The organism is Nocardia abscessus (assembly GCF_015477775.1).
GTDB lineage: Bacteria > Actinomycetota > Actinomycetes > Mycobacteriales > Mycobacteriaceae > Nocardia > Nocardia abscessus_A.
Window position 1 is genome coordinate 61,664 of the sequence record NZ_JADLQO010000006.1, and the last position, 18,618, is coordinate 80,281.

General features: G+C 69.4%; 19 protein-coding genes. 14 read left to right on the top strand and 5 right to left on the bottom strand.

What is annotated here, in order from left to right; translation table 11 throughout:
• Nucleotides 1-4 precede the first annotated feature (4 nt).
• The 3 genes from IU450_RS17375 to IU450_RS17385 form a co-directional block, all read right to left on the bottom strand.
• The gene (locus tag IU450_RS17375; RefSeq protein WP_195150817.1) at nucleotides 5-892 is read right to left on the bottom strand and encodes a LysR family transcriptional regulator; all 888 of its coding nucleotides are present in this window, start codon (nucleotides 890-892) and stop codon (nucleotides 5-7) included.
• Nucleotides 893-1,329: 437 nt separating this feature from the next.
• Nucleotides 1,330-2,163: an SDR family oxidoreductase gene (locus IU450_RS17380; RefSeq protein ID WP_195150818.1), complete on the bottom strand. Its 834-nt coding sequence runs from the start codon at nucleotides 2,161-2,163 to the stop codon at nucleotides 1,330-1,332.
• The gene (locus tag IU450_RS17385; protein ID WP_324197710.1) at nucleotides 2,160-3,764 is read right to left on the bottom strand and encodes an aldehyde dehydrogenase family protein; all 1,605 of its coding nucleotides are present in this window, start codon (nucleotides 3,762-3,764) and stop codon (nucleotides 2,160-2,162) included. The genes IU450_RS17380 and IU450_RS17385 overlap by 4 nt, the downstream gene beginning before the upstream one ends.
• Nucleotides 3,765-3,947: 183 nt before the next feature.
• On the opposite strand from IU450_RS17385, the gene IU450_RS17390 reads away from it, so the two are divergent.
• A complete protein-coding gene (locus IU450_RS17390; RefSeq protein WP_195150820.1) occupies nucleotides 3,948-5,261 on the top strand; it encodes a PucR family transcriptional regulator in 1,314 nt (437 codons plus the stop codon).
• A 7-nt stretch (nucleotides 5,262-5,268) separates the two neighbouring features.
• Here the strand turns inward: IU450_RS17390 and IU450_RS17395 are convergent, their stop codons facing one another.
• Complete coding sequence (locus IU450_RS17395; protein WP_174188519.1) at nucleotides 5,269-5,535, bottom strand: DUF2277 domain-containing protein; 267 nt, start codon at nucleotides 5,533-5,535, stop codon at nucleotides 5,269-5,271.
• A 166-nt stretch (nucleotides 5,536-5,701) separates the two neighbouring features.
• Here IU450_RS17395 and IU450_RS17400 point away from each other — a divergent pair, with 166 nt between their 5' ends.
• Complete coding sequence (locus IU450_RS17400; protein WP_181719071.1) at nucleotides 5,702-6,535, top strand: DUF1266 domain-containing protein; 834 nt, start codon at nucleotides 5,702-5,704, stop codon at nucleotides 6,533-6,535.
• Here IU450_RS17400 and IU450_RS17405 read toward each other — a convergent pair.
• Nucleotides 6,515-7,459, bottom strand: a complete 945-nt coding sequence (locus IU450_RS17405) for a hypothetical protein (RefSeq protein WP_195150821.1) — start codon at nucleotides 7,457-7,459, stop codon at nucleotides 6,515-6,517. The genes IU450_RS17400 and IU450_RS17405 overlap by 21 nt on opposite strands.
• A 359-nt stretch (nucleotides 7,460-7,818) precedes the next feature.
• On the opposite strand from IU450_RS17405, the gene ftsH reads away from it, so the two are divergent.
• The 12 genes from ftsH (at nucleotide 7,819) to IU450_RS17465 (ending at nucleotide 18,616) form a co-directional block, all read left to right on the top strand.
• Nucleotides 7,819-10,203, top strand: coding sequence for an ATP-dependent zinc metalloprotease FtsH (gene ftsH / locus IU450_RS17410; RefSeq protein ID WP_195150822.1), 2,385 nt, complete (start codon nucleotides 7,819-7,821; stop codon nucleotides 10,201-10,203).
• Nucleotides 10,204-10,351: 148 nt separating this feature from the next.
• The gene (folE, locus tag IU450_RS17415) at nucleotides 10,352-10,963 is read left to right on the top strand and encodes a GTP cyclohydrolase I FolE (protein ID WP_195151065.1); all 612 of its coding nucleotides are present in this window, start codon (nucleotides 10,352-10,354) and stop codon (nucleotides 10,961-10,963) included.
• Nucleotides 10,964-11,115: 152 nt separating this feature from the next.
• Nucleotides 11,116-11,970, top strand: a complete 855-nt coding sequence (folP, locus tag IU450_RS17420; RefSeq protein WP_195151066.1) for a dihydropteroate synthase — start codon at nucleotides 11,116-11,118, stop codon at nucleotides 11,968-11,970.
• On the top strand, nucleotides 11,970-12,407 hold the full coding sequence (folB, locus tag IU450_RS17425; RefSeq protein WP_195150823.1) for a dihydroneopterin aldolase: 438 nt from the start codon (nucleotides 11,970-11,972) through the stop codon (nucleotides 12,405-12,407). Before folP ends, folB begins: the two co-directional genes overlap by 1 nt.
• A 61-nt stretch (nucleotides 12,408-12,468) precedes the next feature.
• Nucleotides 12,469-13,005 carry a 2-amino-4-hydroxy-6-hydroxymethyldihydropteridine diphosphokinase gene (folK, locus tag IU450_RS17430; RefSeq protein WP_195150824.1) on the top strand — a complete coding sequence of 179 codons (537 nt, stop codon included), beginning with the start codon at nucleotides 12,469-12,471 and terminating at the stop codon, nucleotides 13,003-13,005.
• A gap of 2 nt (nucleotides 13,006-13,007) precedes the next feature.
• Nucleotides 13,008-13,478: a DUF3180 domain-containing protein gene (locus tag IU450_RS17435; protein ID WP_195151067.1), complete on the top strand. Its 471-nt coding sequence runs from the start codon at nucleotides 13,008-13,010 to the stop codon at nucleotides 13,476-13,478.
• A gap of 69 nt (nucleotides 13,479-13,547) precedes the next feature.
• Nucleotides 13,548-14,522 carry a DUF6779 domain-containing protein gene (locus tag IU450_RS17440; RefSeq protein ID WP_195150825.1) on the top strand — a complete coding sequence of 325 codons (975 nt, stop codon included), beginning with the start codon at nucleotides 13,548-13,550 and terminating at the stop codon, nucleotides 14,520-14,522.
• Nucleotides 14,523-14,677: 155 nt separating this feature from the next.
• Nucleotides 14,678-15,607, top strand: a complete 930-nt coding sequence (locus tag IU450_RS17445) for a Rossmann-like and DUF2520 domain-containing protein (protein WP_195150826.1) — start codon at nucleotides 14,678-14,680, stop codon at nucleotides 15,605-15,607.
• The gene (panC, locus tag IU450_RS17450; RefSeq protein ID WP_195150827.1) at nucleotides 15,607-16,578 is read left to right on the top strand and encodes a pantoate--beta-alanine ligase; all 972 of its coding nucleotides are present in this window, start codon (nucleotides 15,607-15,609) and stop codon (nucleotides 16,576-16,578) included. The genes IU450_RS17445 and panC overlap by 1 nt, the downstream gene beginning before the upstream one ends.
• Before the next feature lie 13 nt (nucleotides 16,579-16,591).
• The gene (panD, locus tag IU450_RS17455) at nucleotides 16,592-17,011 is read left to right on the top strand and encodes an aspartate 1-decarboxylase (RefSeq protein ID WP_040773236.1); all 420 of its coding nucleotides are present in this window, start codon (nucleotides 16,592-16,594) and stop codon (nucleotides 17,009-17,011) included.
• A 17-nt stretch (nucleotides 17,012-17,028) separates the two neighbouring features.
• Entirely contained in the window at nucleotides 17,029-17,826 is a 798-nt protein-coding gene (locus IU450_RS17460) for a type III pantothenate kinase (protein WP_195150828.1), read from the top strand.
• A gap of 181 nt (nucleotides 17,827-18,007) precedes the next feature.
• On the top strand, nucleotides 18,008-18,616 hold the full coding sequence (locus IU450_RS17465; protein WP_195150829.1) for a cysteine dioxygenase: 609 nt from the start codon (nucleotides 18,008-18,010) through the stop codon (nucleotides 18,614-18,616).
• Nucleotides 18,617-18,618 lie beyond the last annotated feature (2 nt).

The window sequence follows — 18,618 nt, forward strand, 5'->3', positions numbered from 1 at the left end:
TGAGTCAGACGCTGACCGGCGACTGCTGCGCCGCGAAACCGCCGTCCACGGCCCGACCGGCGAACTCGAGGATGGTCGGCCGGTTGTCGTCGGCTCGCCACGCCACGGCTAGTTCGCACGGCGCGAGGCCCGACACGGGACGCGCGGTCAGACCGGGCCAGCGGTACATCGGCACGTTGTTCTCGGCGAGCAGGAGCACGCCGAGACCGAGACTCACGGCTTCCAGCTTGTCCTCGGCGGTCGCGGCCTCGGCGCCGATCTTCGGCGCGCGGCCGCCGCGGCCGTCGTTGCCGAGCCAGAAGTCGCGTACCGCACCGGCTTCGGTGGGCAGCGCCACGAACGGCTCGTCGAGCAGATCGGCGAACTCGATGGTCTCCGAGACGGCCAGCGGGTGGTTCTCCGGAAGCAGCACCCAGCGCGGTTCGGTACGCAGTACCTGCCAGCGGTAGCGGCTCTGGTCCGGCAGCGGGAGCCAGACGAGCGCCAGGTCGGCCTGACGGCCCGCGAGCCCGCTGGAGGGATCGGTCCACGAGGCCGCGTGCAGCGCGAGGCGATGTCCGCTCGCGCTCTCCAGATCGCTGAGCAGGCCGCGACCGAGCGCGGACTGGATACCGACGCGCAGCACCTCGCCCGCCTCCTGCAGCGAGACGTTGGTGACCTCCCACAGCTCCAGGATCTTGCGGGCGCCTTCGAGCAACTCCTTGCCCGCGACGGTCAGCGCCACACTGCGCTGGTTGCGGTCGAACAGGACCACGTCGAGCTGACGTTCCAGCTGACGGATCTGACGCGACAGGGTGGGTTGTGCGATGTGCAGCCGCTGAGCGGCGTTGGTGAAGTGCAGTTCCTCAGCGACGGCGACGAAATACCGCAGGTCGCGCAAGTGCGGGTCCATAGCCCCTTGCTATCAGAATCAGTCCGGAATTTCCAGCCTTATCAGGCCGAAAAGTTCGGATACGGGTGCCGAAACAGTCGGCAGGTTTGTTAGAGACAGCATATTGCCTGTGGTGGTGCTCCGCACTAGGCAGTTGGCGAATTCTGGGCACCCGTCGACGGGTTATCGTCGACTTTCCCTACCTGGGCGCTTGACCAGCAGTAATGGCAGCATAGCCGGAGGGGTGATAGCGGATTGTGGACACCGCTGCGGTTGCCGATCATCGGCTGGGAATTTGCCGCTGACCGGCCGCTCAGGGTTGCCGAGAACTCAGGTGATTTTCCTCACAAAAAAGTTTCCGGACGTCTCGGCGGCCGCCCGCGGTGTGCTCCGGAACGCAGCGGGGCGCCACGGCCGGGACGAATCCCGGCCGTGGCGCCCCGGCTCGGCGCCCGCGCTCACGCGCCGCGGGCGCGCTCCTCGTATGCCTTGCGCTTGTCGGCGTCGACGTCGTCGAGGAACGCGCGGCCGGACCCGAGCGCTCGGCCGATGCCGTCCCCGAGCGCCTCCGGCAGCAGGCCGACGAACTGCGAGATGAACCCGGCCACCGCGGTCACCCGGACCTTCGACTTCGGCGCGACGATCAGCTCGGCGACGGCGTCGGCGATCTCTTCCGGCTCGGCGGGGCGCAGCAGTTTGGGCGGGGTGACGCCGGAACCGAGTTCGGTGTTGGTGAGTGTCGGCAGCACCGAGGAGAAGTGCACGCCGGTGCCGCGGTACTCCTCCCGCAGCGTGTCGGTGAAACCGAGCACCGCGTGCTTGCTGGCGTTGTAGGTGGCCAAGCCGGGGATGTGGGTCTCACCGGCCAGCGAGGCGATGTTGATGATGTGCCCGCTGCGGCGCGGCAGCATCCGGCGCAACGCCAGCTTCGAGCCGAGGATCACGCCGTAGACATTGATGTCCAGGATGCGCCGGGTCAGCTCGTCCGACTCGTCCACCACCTTGCCGGTCGGCATGATGCCCGCGTTGTTGATCAGCACGTCGATCGGGCCGAGGGTGCGCTCCACCTCGTCCAGGAACCCGTCGAAGGACTCCTGATCGGTGACGTCGAGCTTGCCGTAGTGCTCGAAATTCCGCGCGGTGCCCGACTCCTTGACGGTGGTCTCGTCGATGTCGCCGATCGCGATCTGCGCGCCGAGGGCTTGCAGCGCGGTCGCCGTGGCGAGCCCGATGCCGCGGGCGCCGCCGGTGATGACGACGACCTTGCCGCGGATCTGCTTCGTTTCGGTCACTTGTCGTCTCCCTTGAGCTTCAACAGGGCCGGAAGGTCGAGGCGGCGCAGGCCGCGCGCGCCCGCCGCGCGCATCGCGCCGAGCGCGACCAGCAGCTTCGGCATCGAATACGGGTACCAGAACAGTTCTTTCTGCTGGGTCGGCAGGATCGGCGTGGTGATCGCCTGCTGACGGCAGTATTTGCGCACGCCGTTGGCGCCGCCCCAGCGGGCGCCGACGCCGGACAGACCCCATCCGCCCATCGGCAGCGCGTAGCTGAACAGGTTCGCGAAGACGTCGTTGATGTTGACCGCGCCCGCGTTCAACTGCCGGGCGATCCGCTCGCCGCGCTCCTTGTCGCCGGTCCACACCGAGGCCGAGAGCCCGTAGATGGAGTCGTTGGCCAGCCGGATCGCCTCGGACTCGTCGGCCACCTTCATCACCGGCAGGGTGGGCCCGAAGGTCTCCTCGCTGACGCAGGACATGGTGTGGTCGACATCGACCAGCACGGTCGGCTCGAAGGCGGTGCCGAACCCGGCCCGCTTGCCGCCGGTCAGCACCTTCGCGCCGGCCGCGACGGCCTCGTCGACGTGGCGCTGCACGATGGCCACCTGGTTCTCGTTGGCCAGCGCGCCCACGTCGTACTTCGAGTCGCGCCCGTCCAGCCCTTGGCGCAGCGCCTTGACGTTGGCGGTCAGCTTCGCGACGAATTCGTCGTACACCGCCGCCTCGACGTACACCCGCTCCACGGAGATGCAGACCTGGCCGGAGTTGAACATGCCGCCGAAGGCGATGCCGTGCGCGGCGCGATCGAGGTCGGCGTCGGCGAGCACGATGGCCGGGTCCTTGCCGCCGAGTTCGAGGCTGTAGGGCACCATCCGCTCCACGCACGCGGCGGCGATCTTGCGGCCGGTCGCGGTGGAGCCGGTGAACTGGATGTAGTCGGCATTGCCGACCACGGCCGCTCCGGTCGCGCCCGCTCCGGTGACCACGGCGAGGACCGGCGGCGCGCCGATCTCGGCCCAGCCCTTCGCCAGTTCGAGCGCCGAGAGCGGCGTCACCTCGGACGGCTTGAGGATGACGGCCGCACCGGCGGCGAGCGCGGGGAACACGTCCATCACCGGCATGGCCAGCGGGAAGTTCCACGGCGTGATGACGCCGACCACCGGATAGGGCCGGTAGACCGTGGTCAACCGCTTGACCCGAGCCAGCGGACTGTGCGGCGAGGGGTGATCGTCGGCCAGGAATTTAGCCGCGCGGCGCGCGTAGTAGCCGATCAGGTCGGTGGCGAAACCCGGGTCGATCAGCGCGTCCACCCGGGGCTTGGCGGTTTCGGACTGCAGCACGGTGGCCAGGCGGTCGGTGTTGTCGATCAGCCAGTCCTGGAACTTCAGCAGCCAGGCTTTGCGGCCCTCGGGCCCGATCGCCTCCCACTCCGGCTGGTACAGCCGCAGTTCGCGCACCTTCGCCGCGACGGCCTCGGCGGTCTCGTCCGGCACCGTGCCGACGACCTCGCCGGTGCCGGGATTGCGCACCTGGATGACGGCGGGACCGTCCTTCTTCGCGGTCGTCTCGCGTGCCTGCGCCTTCTCGGTCGCGGGCGCTGGTTCCGTGTTGGTCACTGCTGTTCTCCCACTGACGTTGTGTTGAACCGCGGTCTGCTGACTGCTGTGAGTCATGCCACTGAACTATGATCGTGACACAATCCGAAGAGACTTTCTTGGCCCAGATTGTCAAGGAAAATGGGCGAATTTGTCTCCGGGTAACAAATACTGGCGAATATCTGTCGGCCTGAGGAGATGGCGATGACCGTGGGGCCCACGCCGCGCGCCGCGGACCGGCCGAGCCCGGCACCCGACGAGGTGCGCGACTGGCTGGCCGAGTACGTCTACGAGACGATGCGCGCGGAGACGCTGGAGCGGATCGTCACCCGGCTCGACGACGTCATCATCGCGCGAATCCCCGAACTCGCCGATCGCGATATGCGCCGCGACCTCGCGGCCAGCACCCGGGCGCACGCCAGGATCGTGCTCAGCCGCCTGCCCAGCGACGCCTTCGAGTTCTCGCTGCCGGAGGAGGCGCACGCGTTCGCGCGCAGCGTGGCCAGGCGCGGCTTCGAGCTGCGGTTGCTGCTGCGGGTCTATCACGTGGGCATGGAGGCGGTGCTGGACTACATGACCGAGGTCGTCGAGCAGCGGCGGGCCACGCCGGAACTCGAGCGCGTGGTGCTGCTGCGGTTGTTCGAGCGGGCCACCAAATGGATGAGCACCTCGGTCGAATTGCTCACCGACACCTACATGGAGGAGCGCGAACAGGTCCTGCGCGCCGCCATCAACCGGCGGGCCGAGACCGTCCGCGCCCTGCTGGACGGCGACGACGTCGACGTCGAGCAGGCGTCGCTGCGGCTGGGCTACCGGCTCTCCCAGCAACACCTGGCCTTCGTGCTGTGGACCGACGAGCCGACCGGCGAGCCCGCGGGCGCGGACGCGGAGGCGACCGGATTGCTGGACCGGGTCGCGGCCCGCCTGGCCGCGTCGTTCGGCAGCGCGCGGGTGCTCACCGTTCCGTCCGGCGCCAGCGCCATGTGGGCGTGGGCCGGGTCGGACGACGTGGAACGCGCCGCCGAACTCGCGGCGCCGGGACAGCTGGAGCGGCTGGCCGGGGCGCAGATCGAGGCGCCGGTGCGGGTCGCGTTCGGGGTGCCCGCCGCGGGAATCGCCGGCTTCCGCCGCAGTCATCGCGAGGCGGTCGCCGCGCGGCAGGTCGCCGAGCGCGCACCCGCGGGCGGCTCCCGGGTCACCGGGTATCGAACGGTGGAGATCGCCTACCTGGCCGGCGCGGACGAAGCGGCCATGCGCGGGCTGGTCGCGCGTGAGCTGGGCGCGCTGGCGGGGCGGGATGCGAACGCAGCGCGGCTGCGCGAGACGCTGCACGCGTATCTGCGCGGCCACCGCAGCCCGGAGGCCACGGCGAAAACGCTGGGCGTGCACAAGAACACGGTTCGCTACCGCGTGCAGCGGATCGAACAGCTGCTGGGATATCCGATCGAAGAGCGGGGCTTGCCGCTGGAGATCGCGCTGGTGTGCGTCGACGTCTACGGCGCGGACGCCCTGCCCTGAACCGCGGCTACTCTCCCGCCGCCGCCTCGCGCGCCGCGATGCGGCGCAGTGGCGGCTCGGTGGGCGGCGCCACCCTGCGGTCGGGTAACTCGGCGAGCAAAGTGGTGGTCGCCTCTGCGATGGCCGCGACGGCCTTGTCGACGGCCGATTTGGTGGTCGAGCTCAGGCCGGACACGCCACCGACCTTGCGCACGTACTGCAGTGCGGCGGCATAGATCTCCTGCTCGGTTGCGGCAGGTTCCAGACCACGCAGGACGGTGATGTTTCTACACATGCGAGCACACTAGCCCCAGATCACGACATGCGTCAGGGCAAGAAGTCACCGAGGTGGAAATAGATTTGCCCAGCGGACGCGCGCTCGCCCCGCCGCGGGGACGAACATGCGCGGCCATCCGCGAATACCGAGCGTCCGCCGGGACGGATGGGGAACAATCGGGGGCATGTCTGCGCGCGGTGTACCGACCTTGACGACGTTTCCGTACGCGGAGCTGGACGAACGCGAGGAAGACCATTGGTCCGGCGCCGCGGTATCCGACGACGAACTGCGGGCGCTGGCCCTCGGCGCCTTCTACTCGGCGCGCTGGGACGCCTTCCACGACGCGCTGCTGCTCGGTCCCGAACGCGCGCATCCCCTCGGTGACCGGCGCGAGCTGGCCATCGACACGCTCACCGGAGCGTGGGGCATCACCGACGGCACCGAGGCGCAGGCCTCGATGGAGCAGTTGCTCGACGGCATGCACGCCCCGCTCTACGCGCTGGTGCACCCGCTGGTGACGGCCTCGATCAACGCCAGCGAGCGCGATCGGTTCGGCGAGCGGGCCGACCGGCACCGGGCATTCCTGCGGCAGGTCGGCGCGTTCCGGGGCATGGACAACCCGGAGGCGCTGGTCCGCGACTACGACATCTGGTCGCAGGCGATCAAGATCGGATTCACCGACCATCTGGCCCGGCCGCTGCCCAGCGACATCCACGCCTGGGATCTGGCCAGGGTGGTCGCGGTGGCCAGGATGGCCTACACGGCCGGCTACCTCGACGCCGACGTGGCCTGGGGCTATCTGGCGCGTGCCCTGCCGCTGGCCCAGAGCAAGTACCGCAACTGGCGTCAGTTCGGCGACGCCTACCTCACCGGCTGGACCTATTGGCAGGCCTGCGAGGACCTGGCCGAGCTGAAGAACGGCGGCGTCGATCGCCGCAAGGAGCTGCTGCGGCTGTGGCTGCGCCCGACCAGCCCGTGGCGGCGGGTCGCGCTGAACTCAGTTCCCGTCGGGGAGTGAGCGCAGGATGCCGCGGCCGTAACGCTGGAACTGCGCGTCGTCGACCATGCCGAGGGAGTGCCGCTCGACCAGCAGCTCCCATTCCGAATACAGCTGGGCCACACCGGGATCCGCGGAGCCCGCGGCCCCGTCGGCGGATTCCCTGCGCACCGCGAAGTTCACCGCGCAGGTGACCCGCTCGGTGTCGGCGCGGTCGGCGCCGGTGAAATGCAGCGTCCGGCTGCCGTCGTGCACCTCGATGCCGGTGGCGCCCCGTCCGGGACCGATCTCGCCGCGGCCCACGGTGGGGGTGTCGGTGACGCGCGCCCACAAGACCACGGGGATCGGGAGTTCGTGCGCGTACCGGCCGTCGCCGATGGAGACGAACAGCAGGCGCGCCGTCGTCGCGGCGAGTAGGCCGGAGCCGTTGCCCGCGGGAGGTTGCGCGACCGCGACGGCGGTCTCCAGGACATACTCGTCCGGCGTCACGTAACGATGCAGAGCCGCTATCGCCTGCTTCGTGTCGCGGCGCGGCGACATCCTCCGGGTGGCCCGCTCCACGTCCGCGCGAACGGGGCCGCCGCGGCCCCAGGTGGGCGCGGGCGGGCGCAGATCCGGCGCCGCCACGTCGATGCGCTGGGTGGCCAGGATGTGCGCGTTGAGCCGGTCGACGATCTCGGTGGCCGCTGGCACGTCGTGCTCGGCGATCAGGACCGGCAGCGGGGTGCGGTCCGCGGGCACGCCGGTGAGCACGGGCGTGGGGTAACGCAGATAGATCTCGATGACGACCGCGTCGTCCGCGCGCCGGTTCAGCCGGACCTTGAGCAGGTCCGACACCGGGACATCGAGGACGCGCTCGCCGTCGGACCCGGGCCGCAAGATGATCAGCCTGCCGCGGCCGTGACGCAGTATCGCTGTGGGTGTCCGTAGCTCGACTATGTCCATACCCCCTGCGCTCGTGTCTGGTCTGCGGCGCTCCCGGGGCTTTCGTGGTTTGCGAGCTACCGCTTACGTGCCCGTCGTTCGCGCCGCGAGGTTGTGTCGTCGCTCACGATAGGCCGAACATGCCATGATTGTTGCCACTTGGAGGAAGCCGGACCGGAGACATCGGGAACCACCGTCGATCCCCGGCCGTTTACCTCATTAGCTGCACCTGCAGTCGAACTGTGCGATGTATCGACTAGACCGTACGCGGTAACGTGGCATGTCCGCATCCGAACCCCCGCGGAACCGGACGCGCCAGACGCATCGCTAGGCAAGAACCGGAGACACCGGAAAGGACTGGCCGCCCCGGCCGACGCTCTATGAACCGCAAGACAGTGTTTCGCACCCTGGCCATAGTCTCGGGCATTTTGCTCGTGATCTATGCGTTCAGCTATTTCGGCAACGACACGCGGGGCTGGAAGAGCGTCGATACATCGGTTGCCCTGAGCCAGCTCGAGAACAAGAGCAACGTTCAGAACATTCAGATCGATGATCGCGAGCAGCAGCTGCGCATCGAACTGAAGGACGGCAACGACGCCACCGGCGGGCAGAACAAGATCATCGCGAAGTATCCGGGCGGAAGCGAGACCTCCGCCCAGATCTTCGACGCCGTGAAGACCTCCGGCGCGCCCTACAACACCGTGGTCAAACAGGAGAGCTGGTTCACCCAGATCCTGCTGTTCGTGCTGCCCATGGTCATCCTGCTCGGGTTGTTCATCTTCGTGATGGCCCGCATGCAGGGCGGCGGCCGCGGCGGCATGATGGGCTTCGGCAAATCGAAGGCCAAGCAGCTGTCCAAGGACATGCCCAAGACCACGTTCGCCGACGTGGCCGGAGCCGACGAAGCGGTCGAGGAACTCTACGAGATCAAGGACTTCCTGCAGAACCCGGTTCGGTACCAGGCGCTCGGCGCCAAGATCCCCAAGGGCGTCCTGCTCTACGGCCCGCCCGGCACCGGTAAGACCCTGCTGGCCCGTGCCGTCGCAGGCGAGGCGGGTGTGCCGTTCTTCACCATTTCCGGCTCGGACTTCGTGGAGATGTTCGTCGGTGTCGGCGCCTCCCGGGTGCGCGACCTGTTCGAGCAGGCCAAGCAGAACAGTCCCTGCATCATCTTCGTCGACGAGATCGACGCGGTCGGCCGCCAGCGCGGCGCAGGCCTCGGCGGCGGTCACGACGAGCGCGAGCAGACCCTCAACCAGTTGCTGGTCGAGATGGACGGCTTCGGCGACCGCACCGGCATCATCCTGATCGCGGCGACCAACCGCCCCGACATCCTCGATCCTGCGCTGCTGCGTCCGGGCCGGTTCGACCGGCAGATCCCGGTGGGCAACCCGGACCTCGCCGGTCGCCGCGCGATCCTGCGGGTGCACTCGCAGGGCAAGCCGATCTCTCCGGACGCCGACCTGGACGGCCTGGCCAAGCGCACCGTCGGCATGTCCGGCGCCGACCTGGCCAACGTGATCAACGAGGCCGCGCTGCTCACCGCCCGCGAGAACGGCGCGGTGATCACCGGCGAATCGCTGGAGGAGTCGGTGGACCGCGTGATCGGCGGCCCGCGCCGCAAGAGCCGGATCATCAGCGAGCACGAGAAGAAGATCACCGCCTACCACGAGGGCGGCCACACCCTGGCTGCCTGGGCGATGCCGGACATCGAGCCGGTGTACAAGGTCACCATCCTGGCGCGCGGCCGCACCGGCGGTCACGCCATGACGGTGCCCGAGGACGACAAGGGCCTGATGACCCGCTCGGAGATGATCGCCCGCCTGGTCATGGCGATGGGCGGCCGCGCGGCCGAGGAACTGGTGTTCCACGAGCCGACCACCGGCGCGTCCTCCGATATCGACCAGGCCACCAAGATCGCCCGTGCGATGGTCACCGAGTACGGCATGAGCTCTCGGCTCGGCGCGGTCCGCTACGGCCAGGAGCAGGGCGACCCGTTCCTCGGCCGCTCGATGGGCATGGGTTCGGAGTACTCCCACGAGGTGGCGGGCGCGATCGACGTGGAGGTGCGCAACCTGATCGAGGCCGCGCACACCGAGGCGTGGGCCATCCTCAACGATTACCGCGACGTGCTCGACGACCTGGCCACCGCGCTGCTGGAGCGGGAGACCCTGCACCGCAAGGATCTCGAGCAGATTCTCGCGTCGGTGCAGAAGCGCCCGCGGATCACCGCGTTCAACGATTTCGGCGACCGCGTCCCCTCGGACAAGCCGCCGGTGAAGACCCCGGGCGAGCTGGCCGCCGAGCGCGGCGAGTCGTGGCCGCCGGAACCGGCGGTGGCCGCGTCCGCGCAGCGTGACCCGCAGGCCTCCAACGGCTACCCCCCGCACGAAAGCGGTTACGGAGCTTCGCCGCAGTACGCACGCCCGGCCGCGCCCGGCTACCCGCTGCCTCAGGCGCCCGCCGCTCCGGCTTATCCGCGCCAGGGCACGCACGGTTCGCGGCCGGATTACGGCGCTCCCGCGGGATGGTCGGCTCCCGGCTGGCCGCCCCGGGACGAGCCGCAGCAGCAGGGGCAGTCCGGCTGGGGTGACTCGCAGCAGCCGCGGCACGGCTACCAGCAGTGGGGTCCGCAAGGCTCGCCGGAAGGCGGCTACGACCGGGACGGTTACGGCGATCGAGGCGGCTACGACGAGCCGCGCCGGGCCAACCCGAACGGCGAGGGCGACAACGGTGATTGGGATGGACCGAACGGTCGTCACTGAGCGGTGACGATTAGGCTCGACCATCGTGGGGTGCCGAGGAATTGCCGGCGCCCTGGGAGTTTGGAGGTGTCCTCGATTGTCGGCCAACGATCACGGCGGTGGCTACACCCTCGCCGAAGCGGATAGTGCTGAACACAACGGTGTCGACATCGGCCTGACGGAGCCCGGACCCGTCGCCCTGGAGAGCGGGAGATCGTTCGACCAGGCACGGGCCGAAGCGGCGGTGCGGGAGTTGCTGCTCGCCGTCGGCGAGGACCCGGATCGGCCGGGGCTGCGGGAGACGCCCGCCCGGGTCGCGCGCGCCTATCGGGAAACCTTCGCGGGGCTCTACGTCGAACCGGATTCGGTGCTGAACACCACGTTCGACGAGGGCCACCAGGAACTCGTGCTGGTGCGGGACATCCCGATGTACTCCACCTGTGAGCATCACCTCGTGTCGTTCCACGGCGTCGCCCACGTCGGTTACATCCCCGGCCCGCACGGGCGGGTCACCGGTCTTTCCAAGCTCGCCAGGCTGGTCGACCTGTACGCCAAGCGCCCGCAGGTGCAGGAGCGTCTGACCAGCCAGATCGCCGACGCGGTGATGCGCAAGCTGGATCCGCGCGGCGCCATCGTGGTGATCGAGGCCGAGCACCTGTGCATGGCGATGCGCGGTATCCGCAAGCCGGGCGCGAGTACCACCACCTCCGCCGTGCGCGGGCTGCTGCAGTCCAACGCCGCCTCGCGGGCCGAGGCGCTCGATCTGATACTCCGGAAGTGAGTGGGCCCGCGGTGTCCGAACCGAGCAGCGGAAGGCGCGGAGCCACCGGGGACGACACCGCCACCGCACGGCCGGACGGGCGCTCGGCGACCGAAGCGCGGGCGAGTGGTTTCGAGAGCGTCGGCGCCCGCGACGGGCGCTCCTGCGTGGTGATGGGCGTGGTCAACGTCACCAGCGATTCGTTTTCCGACGGTGGGCGATACCTCGATCCCGAGCTGGCCATCGCGCACGGCGTGCGGCTGCACGCCGCAGGCGCGGACATCGTCGACGTGGGCGGCGAGTCGACCAGACCGGGCGCGGTGCGCATCGATGCGGCGACCGAGGCAGCCCGGGTGACACCGGTCATCCGCGGCCTGGTCGCGGCGGGCGTGCCGACCAGCGTGGACACCATGCGCGCCGCGGTGGCCGCCGCGGCGATCGAGGCGGGGGTGTCGGTGGTGAACGACGTCTCCGGCGGTCGCGCCGACGCCGACATGGTGCGAGTGATCGCCGCCGCGCGGGTCCCGTGGATTCTCATGCACTGGCGGGCGGGCGCCGACTACCGGCACACCGGACCGGCGGACCACTACGACGACGTGGTCGCCGAGGTGCTCGCCGAGCTGACCGCGCAGGTGGACCTGGCCGTCGCCGCCGGCGTAGACCCGTCCCGGCTGATCCTCGACCCAGGGTTGGGCTTCGCGAAGAACGCCGAGCACAACTGGGCTCTGCTCGGCGCGCTGCCCGAACTGGTCGCGCACGGGCTGCCGGTCCTGATCGGCGCGTCGCGCAAGCGTTTCCTGGGTTCGCTCCTCGCCGACGAGGCGGGGCCGCGCCCACCGGACGGCCGCGAGACGGCTACCGCCACCATCTCGGCACTGGCCGCACTGCACGGCGCGTGGGGTGTGCGGGTGCACGACGTGCGCGCCTCGCTGGACGCCATCGCGGTCACCGATGCGTGGCAGAATGCCGCACGGCAGCGCGCCGCACAGCGCGACACCGTCCGATCCAGTGCGCAAGGAGCTCGATGATGAGCCGGTCCCCGGTCCACGCCGAAGACGATGCGCCGCCGCGTGATTCGGCGCCCAGGCGCGGCGCAGACCGGATCGAGTTGCGCGGCCTGCGCGCCTTCGGGCATCACGGTGTCTTCGAGCACGAGCGTCGTGACGGCCAGGAGTTCCTGGTCGACCTGACGGTGTGGGTGGATTTCGCCTTGGCCGCGGCGTCCGACGATCTGGCCGCCACCGTGGACTACGGCGCGTTGGCCGAGCGTGCGGTGCGCATCGTCCAGGGCCAAGCGCGCAATCTCATCGAGACGGTGGTGTCGGAGATCGCCGACGACGTGATGACCGATCCGCGGATCGAGTCGGTCGAGGTGGTGCTGCACAAGCCCTCCGCGCCGATCCCGCACACGTTCGCCGACGTGCGGGTGATCACCTCCCGTCACCGGGGGGAGCCCGCCGAATGAGCGAGCGCAACGGCGGCGCGGCCATTTTCCGGACCGCGCCGAGTGCCGCGGAGGCGCGCCGATGACCCGTGCCGTGCTGTCCATCGGTTCGAACCAGGGGGACCGGCTCGCCCATCTGCGCAGCGTGCTGGACGGGTTCGGGCATCGCGTGCTGGCCGCCTCCGCCGTGTATTCGACCGCGCCGTGGGGCGGCGTGCCGCAGGAGGATTACCTCAATGCCGCTGTGCTGGTGGAGGATCCGGTCTTCGGCTGCGCGGACTGGCTGCGCAGCGGCCAAGACCTGGAGCAGGCCGCGGGACGCGTGCGCGAAGTGCGCTGGGGCGCGCGCACACTCGACGTGGACGTGGTGTGGTGCGCCGAACTGCGCGACGGAGAGCCGGTCGCGTGCCGCAGTGCCGACCCGGATCTGATTCTGCCGCACCCCCAAGCGCACCGGCGCGCTTTCGTGCTGGTGCCGTGGCTGGACGTGATGCCGGACGCGGTGCTCGAGGTCGACGGGGTACCGCACGCCGTGGCGGATCTGCTGGGGCGGCTCGATCCGGCCGAGCGCGCCGGGGTGCGCCGCACCGAATTCTCGTTGACGGGCACGCCGTCGTGAAACTGAAGCCGACTCGCGTCCTCGACCTCGTGGCGACCGTGCTGATCGCCGCGATCGTCGCGTGGATCGCCACCAGGGTGGCCTACGACAGCTTCCCGCCGATCTCGACCTTCGCGGGAGCCTCGCTGTACCCGGTGGCCGCCATCGAGGCGGTGCTCGCTTTCGTGATCCGGGCCAGGGTCAACGACGACGAGATCGGCGACGGCCGCCACCAGCTGCATCCGATCACCGCGGCACGCGCCGTCGCGCTGGCCAAGGCGTCGGTGCAGGTGGGTTCGATCGCCGCCGGTATCTGGCTCGGCTTTCTGTGCTGGGTTCTCCCTCAGCGCGGCACGCTGCGCGCGGCGGCCGCCGACAGCCCGGGTGCGATCGTCGGGATGCTGGCGGGGGTGGCTTTGGTTGCTGCGGCCCTCTGGTTGGAGTATTGCTGCCGGGCGCCGGACGATCCGACCGACGATGCGGCAACTACCTAGCTAGCTTTACGAACGGAATCACCAAACGTTGTGTGGGCGCGGCTCCACCTATTGGCTACCCTGGCTGGCATGGTTTCACCCTCCCGTAGCAGCACTTCCCGTCGACGGCGGGACGACGCGGGAAAATTGTTCGTCGGCGTCTTGATCTTGCTCGGCCTGGTTGCCAGCGTTTTCCTGATCTTCAGTAACAGCGTGCAGTTCGTACGGGTAGGTCTGATTGCGGCGCTGTGGGCGGCGGCGATCGGCGCTCTGGCTGCGACGAAGTACCGCAAGGAAGCGGATATCGACAAGGCGAAGGTCCGTGATCTACAGACCGTCTACGAGTTGCAGTTGGAGCGGGAGGTCACCGCGCGACGCGAGTACGAGCTCGGCGTAGAGGCGCGGGTGCGTGAGGAAGTGGGCGCCGACGCGGCCGAACTCGCGGCCTTGCGCGCGGAACTCACCGTGCTGCGCCAGAGCCTGCAGCGGCTGTTCGACGGGGATCTGCCGATGGATCGCCCGGCGTTGCGGGCCGACGCGACCCGGATTCAGGAGCTGACCAGCTCGGGCGCGGAATCCGGGAACAATAGCTCCGCGAATGCCGGAATGTGGTCGGTGTTCGCCGACCAGCAACCGCATAGCAGTATGACGCCGATCTTCGAGCCGGATCATCCCGAGCCGCCCGCCTTCGCCAGCCCCTTCGACGACCCGGTCACCGCCGAGACCGCGGTGGTCTCCATCGACGACGACGCCGAGCAGGCCGACCCGGAGCAGGCCGACGCCGAGCAGGCGCGCTACGCCGAGCCGCGTGGCTGGGCCGACGCCTTCACCGAGGCGGTGGACGAGCCGCTCGACGAGCCGCTCGACGAGCCGCCGACCCAGCCCGCCGCGCGGCCGTGGCCGACCAAGGAGCCTGCCCCCCGGCCGACGTCCGCGCCGACCATGGGCACGCCTAGCGCGCGCAGGCGGCGCAGGGCCGAGAGCGACGACGAGACGCCGTCGCGTCGTCTCTCGGTCGCGGAGATCATGGCCAACCTGCAGTCCGAGGAGCGCGAACGCCGGTGACCCGCGGCCGGGCGCTGCCCGGCACTGCGGCACAGATCACGCGGGCACCCCGTGGCGGCGGAGAACCGCCTGCCGATATTCTCTTGGCGTACCGTCCGGTACCCGCATGGCGGGACTGGAACGACATCGAGAGGACAACGTTGACCTCGAGAAGCGTGAATTCCGACAACGCTGCTTCGGGCTTCGACCCCGCGCCCGCACGCCTGACGGTGGGAATCGTCTCGGCGGGACGTGTGGGCTCGGCATTGGGCGCCGCACTCGAGCGGGCCGGACACATCGTGTTCGGCGTCTGCGCGATCTCCGACGCCTCGGTGCGCCGTGCCAGGACCCGGCTGCCCGACTCGGAGATCCTGCCGGTCGAGCAGGTGGCCGCCCGCAGCGAGCTGCTGCTGCTCGCCGTACCCGACACCGAACTCCCCGGCCTGGTTCGCGGCCTGGCCGGTGCGGGAGTCGTCCGGCCGGGCACCATCGTCGCGCACACCTCCGGCGCGAACGGCGTCGGCGTGCTCGCGCCCCTCGCCGAGATCGGCGCCCTTCCGCTGGCCATCCACCCCGCCATGACCTTCACCGGACACGACGAAGACGTGCCCCGGCTGGGCAACGCCTGCTTCGGCATCACCGCGGCCGACGAGGTCGGCTACGCCATCGCGCAGTCGCTGGTGATCGAAATGGGCGGTGAGCCGGTCCGGGTGCCGGAGGCCAGGCGGCCGCTCTACCACGCTGCTCTCGCCCACGGCAGCAATCACCTGGTCACGGTGATCGTCGACGCGGTCGCCGCACTGCGGGCGGCCCTGGACGGCCCGGGCCTGATCGGCCAGCAGTTGGTCGACGACCAGCCCAACGGTTTGGCCGAGCGCCTGCTCGCCCCGCTGGCATCGGCGGCGCTGGACAACGCGCTGCGCCGCGGCCAGTCCGCGCTGACCGGACCGGTGGCCCGCGGCGACGCGGACGCGGTGGCCGCGCATCTGGACGCGCTGGAGTCGGTCGATCCCCGGTTGGCCGAGGCGTACCGCGCGCTGTCGCTGCGCACCGCGGAACGGGCCGGCACCGCCCCGGCCGTCATCGAGCTGCTGGAAGGACACTGATGTTCGACCCGAAATTGCGCGGTGCCTACCGGCCCGGTGAGCTGACCGTGCACCACGATCCCGCGATACTCGGTGCGGTGTCCGCCGCTCTGCGCGGCGTCGGCCGCACCGTCGCGCTGGTGCCGACCATGGGCGCGCTGCACGAAGGCCATCTGGAGATCGTGCGGCTGGCCAAACGCACCAACCAGGTCGTCATCGTCTCGATCTTCGTCAATCCCTTGCAGTTCGGGGCGAACGAGGATCTGGACAAATATCCCCGCACGCTGGACGCCGATGTCGAGCTGCTGCGCGCGGAGGGCGTCGAGCTGGTCTTCGCGCCGAGCGTGGCCGACATGTACCCGGACGGTCCGCGCACCACGGTGCACCCCGGTCCGCTCGGCGCCGAACTGGAGGGCGCCAGCCGCCCGACCCATTTCGCGGGCATGCTCACCGTCGTCGCCAAACTGCTGCAGATCGCGCGGCCGACGGAGGCGTTCTTCGGCGAGAAGGACTATCAGCAGCTCACGTTGATCCGGCAGCTGGTCCGCGACCTGAATTTCGACGTCGAGATCACCCCGGTGGTCACTGTGCGCGAGGCCGACGGCTTGGCGCTGTCCTCGCGCAACCGCTATCTCGACCCGGTGCAGCGCGAAGCGGCGCTCGCCCTGTCTGCGGCCCTGTCGGCGGGCAAGCACGCGGGCGGCCTCGGCGGTGACGCGGTACTCGCGGCCGCCCGCCAGGTGCTCGACGCCGCGAGCGGCGTGGACGTCGACTACCTGGAGCTGCGCTCGGCCGCCCTGGGGCCCGCCCCGGCGACCGGCAACGCCAGACTGCTGATCGCGGCCAGGGTCGGCGCGACCCGGCTGATCGACAACGTCGCCGTCACGCTCGGCGCTCCGATCGACGGCCATCCCAACGTCTCAGGTTCGCGGCCAGCCGTGGACTCCTCCCCGGCGGTGTCCGATCCCGCCCCGATCTCTCCCGCGAACTAGAAAGGGCGACGCAATGCTGCGCACCATGATGAAGTCGAAGATCCACCGTGCCACCGTGACGCACGCCGACCTGCACTACGTCGGCTCGGTCACCGTGGACCAAGACCTGCTCGACGCCGCCGACCTGCTGGAAGGCGAACAGGTCTGCATCGTGGACATCGACAACGGCGCCCGACTGGAGACCTACGTCATCGCCGGTGAGCGCGGTTCCGGTGTGATCGGGATCAACGGCGCCGCGGCGCACCTGGTGCATCCGGGTGACCTCGTCATCCTGATCGCCTACGGCCAGCTGAACGAGCAGGAGATCGCGGAATACGACCCCAAGGTCGTGTTCGTCGACGAGCGCAACCGGCCGGTGGAGCTCGGCTCGGACCCGGCGCACGCTCCGGAGGGCTCGGGCCTGACCTCGCCGCGCTCCCTGTCGTTCGTCTGAGGACCGGCGACCGGGACATGCTGCTGACCATCGATGTCCGCAATACCAGTATCGAACTCGGTCTGTTCTCCGGTTCGGGGGCGCATTCGAAACTGGTGCGGCACTGGCGAATGCACACCAATCCGTTGCTGACCGCCGATGAATTCGCCATGCAGGTGCGCGGGTTGGTCGGCGCGCAGCTGGACGAGGTGATCGGCGTCTCCGCGCTTTCGACGGTGCCGCCCGTGCTGCGCGAACTGCGCGCCATGCTCGGTCAGTACTGGGCGCACGTTCCGCACGTATTGGTGGAACCCGGTGTGCGCACCGGGATTCCGTTGCTGGTGGACAATCCGAAAGAAGTCGGAGCGGACCGCATCGTCAATTGTCTGGCCGCCTATCAGCGGTATTCCGCACCCGCGATCGTCGTCGATTTCGGTACGGCGATCTGTGTCGATCTGGTGTCGAGGAAGGGCGAGTTCCTGGGCGGGATCATCGCGCCCGGTGTGGAGATCTCGACCGAGGCGCTGGTGGAACGCAGCGCGCTGCGGCGGGCGGAGCTGACCAGGCCGCGGTCGGTGCTGGGGAAGAACAGCATGGAGTGCATGCAGTCCGGAGCGGTTTTCGGTTTCGCCGGACTGGTGGACGGTCTGATCGATCGGATTCGCGACGAGTTCGACGCCTTCGCGGGCGACGATGTCGCGATCGTGGCGACCGGTGCGACCGCACCGCTGATCGTTCCGGAATCCGAAACGATCGACGATCACGATCCGCACCTCACGCTGACCGGGCTCCGGCTCGTATACGAACGCAACCAGCGGCGCAAGGGAAGTGTCTGAATTGCGCGGTGTTGGCTTCGTCGCAGGCCCGGCACTTGTCGATACCGCGCCGGATGCTGTTAAACTCCTTCTCGTGACTTCCCGCGTGAGCACCCAGGAGTGTTGTCGAGGCTGACTTGCCTCGACCGATCGAGGCTGACTTCTCGCCCTCGACCGATACCTTCCTCCTGGAGATTCGCTCATGCGTTCTTCTGTCCTTTCCCTTTCTTCCGCGCGCACCACGTTGTCGGCCACCCCTCCGGTGGAGCGCTCGGTGTCGCCCGCGCTTCCTACCCGGTTGCGTCCGGCCGATCTGCTCCGGCTGACCGACGAAGGCGCCGAGGATGTGCTGGCCGGGCGGTACGACCACCTGCTTCCCGCGGACGGGACGTGGCCGGTGGACGAGCGCTGGGCGACCAGATTGCTCACCGACGACGAGGTCGACGTCTGGCTGATCAGCTGGACTCCGGATAAATCGACCGAACTGCACGACCACGCCGGGTCGCTCGGCGCACTCACCGTGCTCAGCGGCGCGCTGTCGGAATACCGTTGGAACGGAACGGAACTGCGCTGCCGCACACTCGCGGCGGGTGACCAGGCTTCGTTCCCGATCGGCTGGGTGCACGACGTCATGCGCGCGCCCGCCGCCGTGCCCGGCGCTGCCGAGTCCGCGGGTCCGCTCGACCCGACGCTGAGCGTGCACGCCTATTCCCCGCCGCTCACCGCCATGTCCTATTACGAGGTGACCGGTCACGGCACCCTCCGGCGCACTCGAACCGTTCTCACCGACCAGCCCGAAGGTGATATGTGATG

Coding starts and splice junctions, on each gene's coding strand:
- IU450_RS17460 (WP_195150828.1), top strand. CDS start 17,029: ATGCTGCTGACCATCGATGTCCGCAATACCAGTATCGAACTCGGTCTG.
- IU450_RS17405 (WP_195150821.1), bottom strand. CDS start 7,459: ATGGACATAGTCGAGCTACGGACACCCACAGCGATACTGCGTCACGGC.
- IU450_RS17465 (WP_195150829.1), top strand. CDS start 18,008: ATGCGTTCTTCTGTCCTTTCCCTTTCTTCCGCGCGCACCACGTTGTCG.
- IU450_RS17390 (WP_195150820.1), top strand. CDS start 3,948: ATGACCGTGGGGCCCACGCCGCGCGCCGCGGACCGGCCGAGCCCGGCA.
- folP (WP_195151066.1), top strand. CDS start 11,116: ATGGGCGTGGTCAACGTCACCAGCGATTCGTTTTCCGACGGTGGGCGA.
- folB (WP_195150823.1), top strand. CDS start 11,970: ATGAGCCGGTCCCCGGTCCACGCCGAAGACGATGCGCCGCCGCGTGAT.
- panC (WP_195150827.1), top strand. CDS start 15,607: ATGTTCGACCCGAAATTGCGCGGTGCCTACCGGCCCGGTGAGCTGACC.
- panD (WP_040773236.1), top strand. CDS start 16,592: ATGCTGCGCACCATGATGAAGTCGAAGATCCACCGTGCCACCGTGACG.
- folK (WP_195150824.1), top strand. CDS start 12,469: ATGACCCGTGCCGTGCTGTCCATCGGTTCGAACCAGGGGGACCGGCTC.
- IU450_RS17400 (WP_181719071.1), top strand. CDS start 5,702: ATGTCTGCGCGCGGTGTACCGACCTTGACGACGTTTCCGTACGCGGAG.
- IU450_RS17375 (WP_195150817.1), bottom strand. CDS start 892: ATGGACCCGCACTTGCGCGACCTGCGGTATTTCGTCGCCGTCGCTGAG.
- ftsH (WP_195150822.1), top strand. CDS start 7,819: ATGAACCGCAAGACAGTGTTTCGCACCCTGGCCATAGTCTCGGGCATT.
- IU450_RS17440 (WP_195150825.1), top strand. CDS start 13,548: ATGGTTTCACCCTCCCGTAGCAGCACTTCCCGTCGACGGCGGGACGAC.
- IU450_RS17395 (WP_174188519.1), bottom strand. CDS start 5,535: ATGTGTAGAAACATCACCGTCCTGCGTGGTCTGGAACCTGCCGCAACC.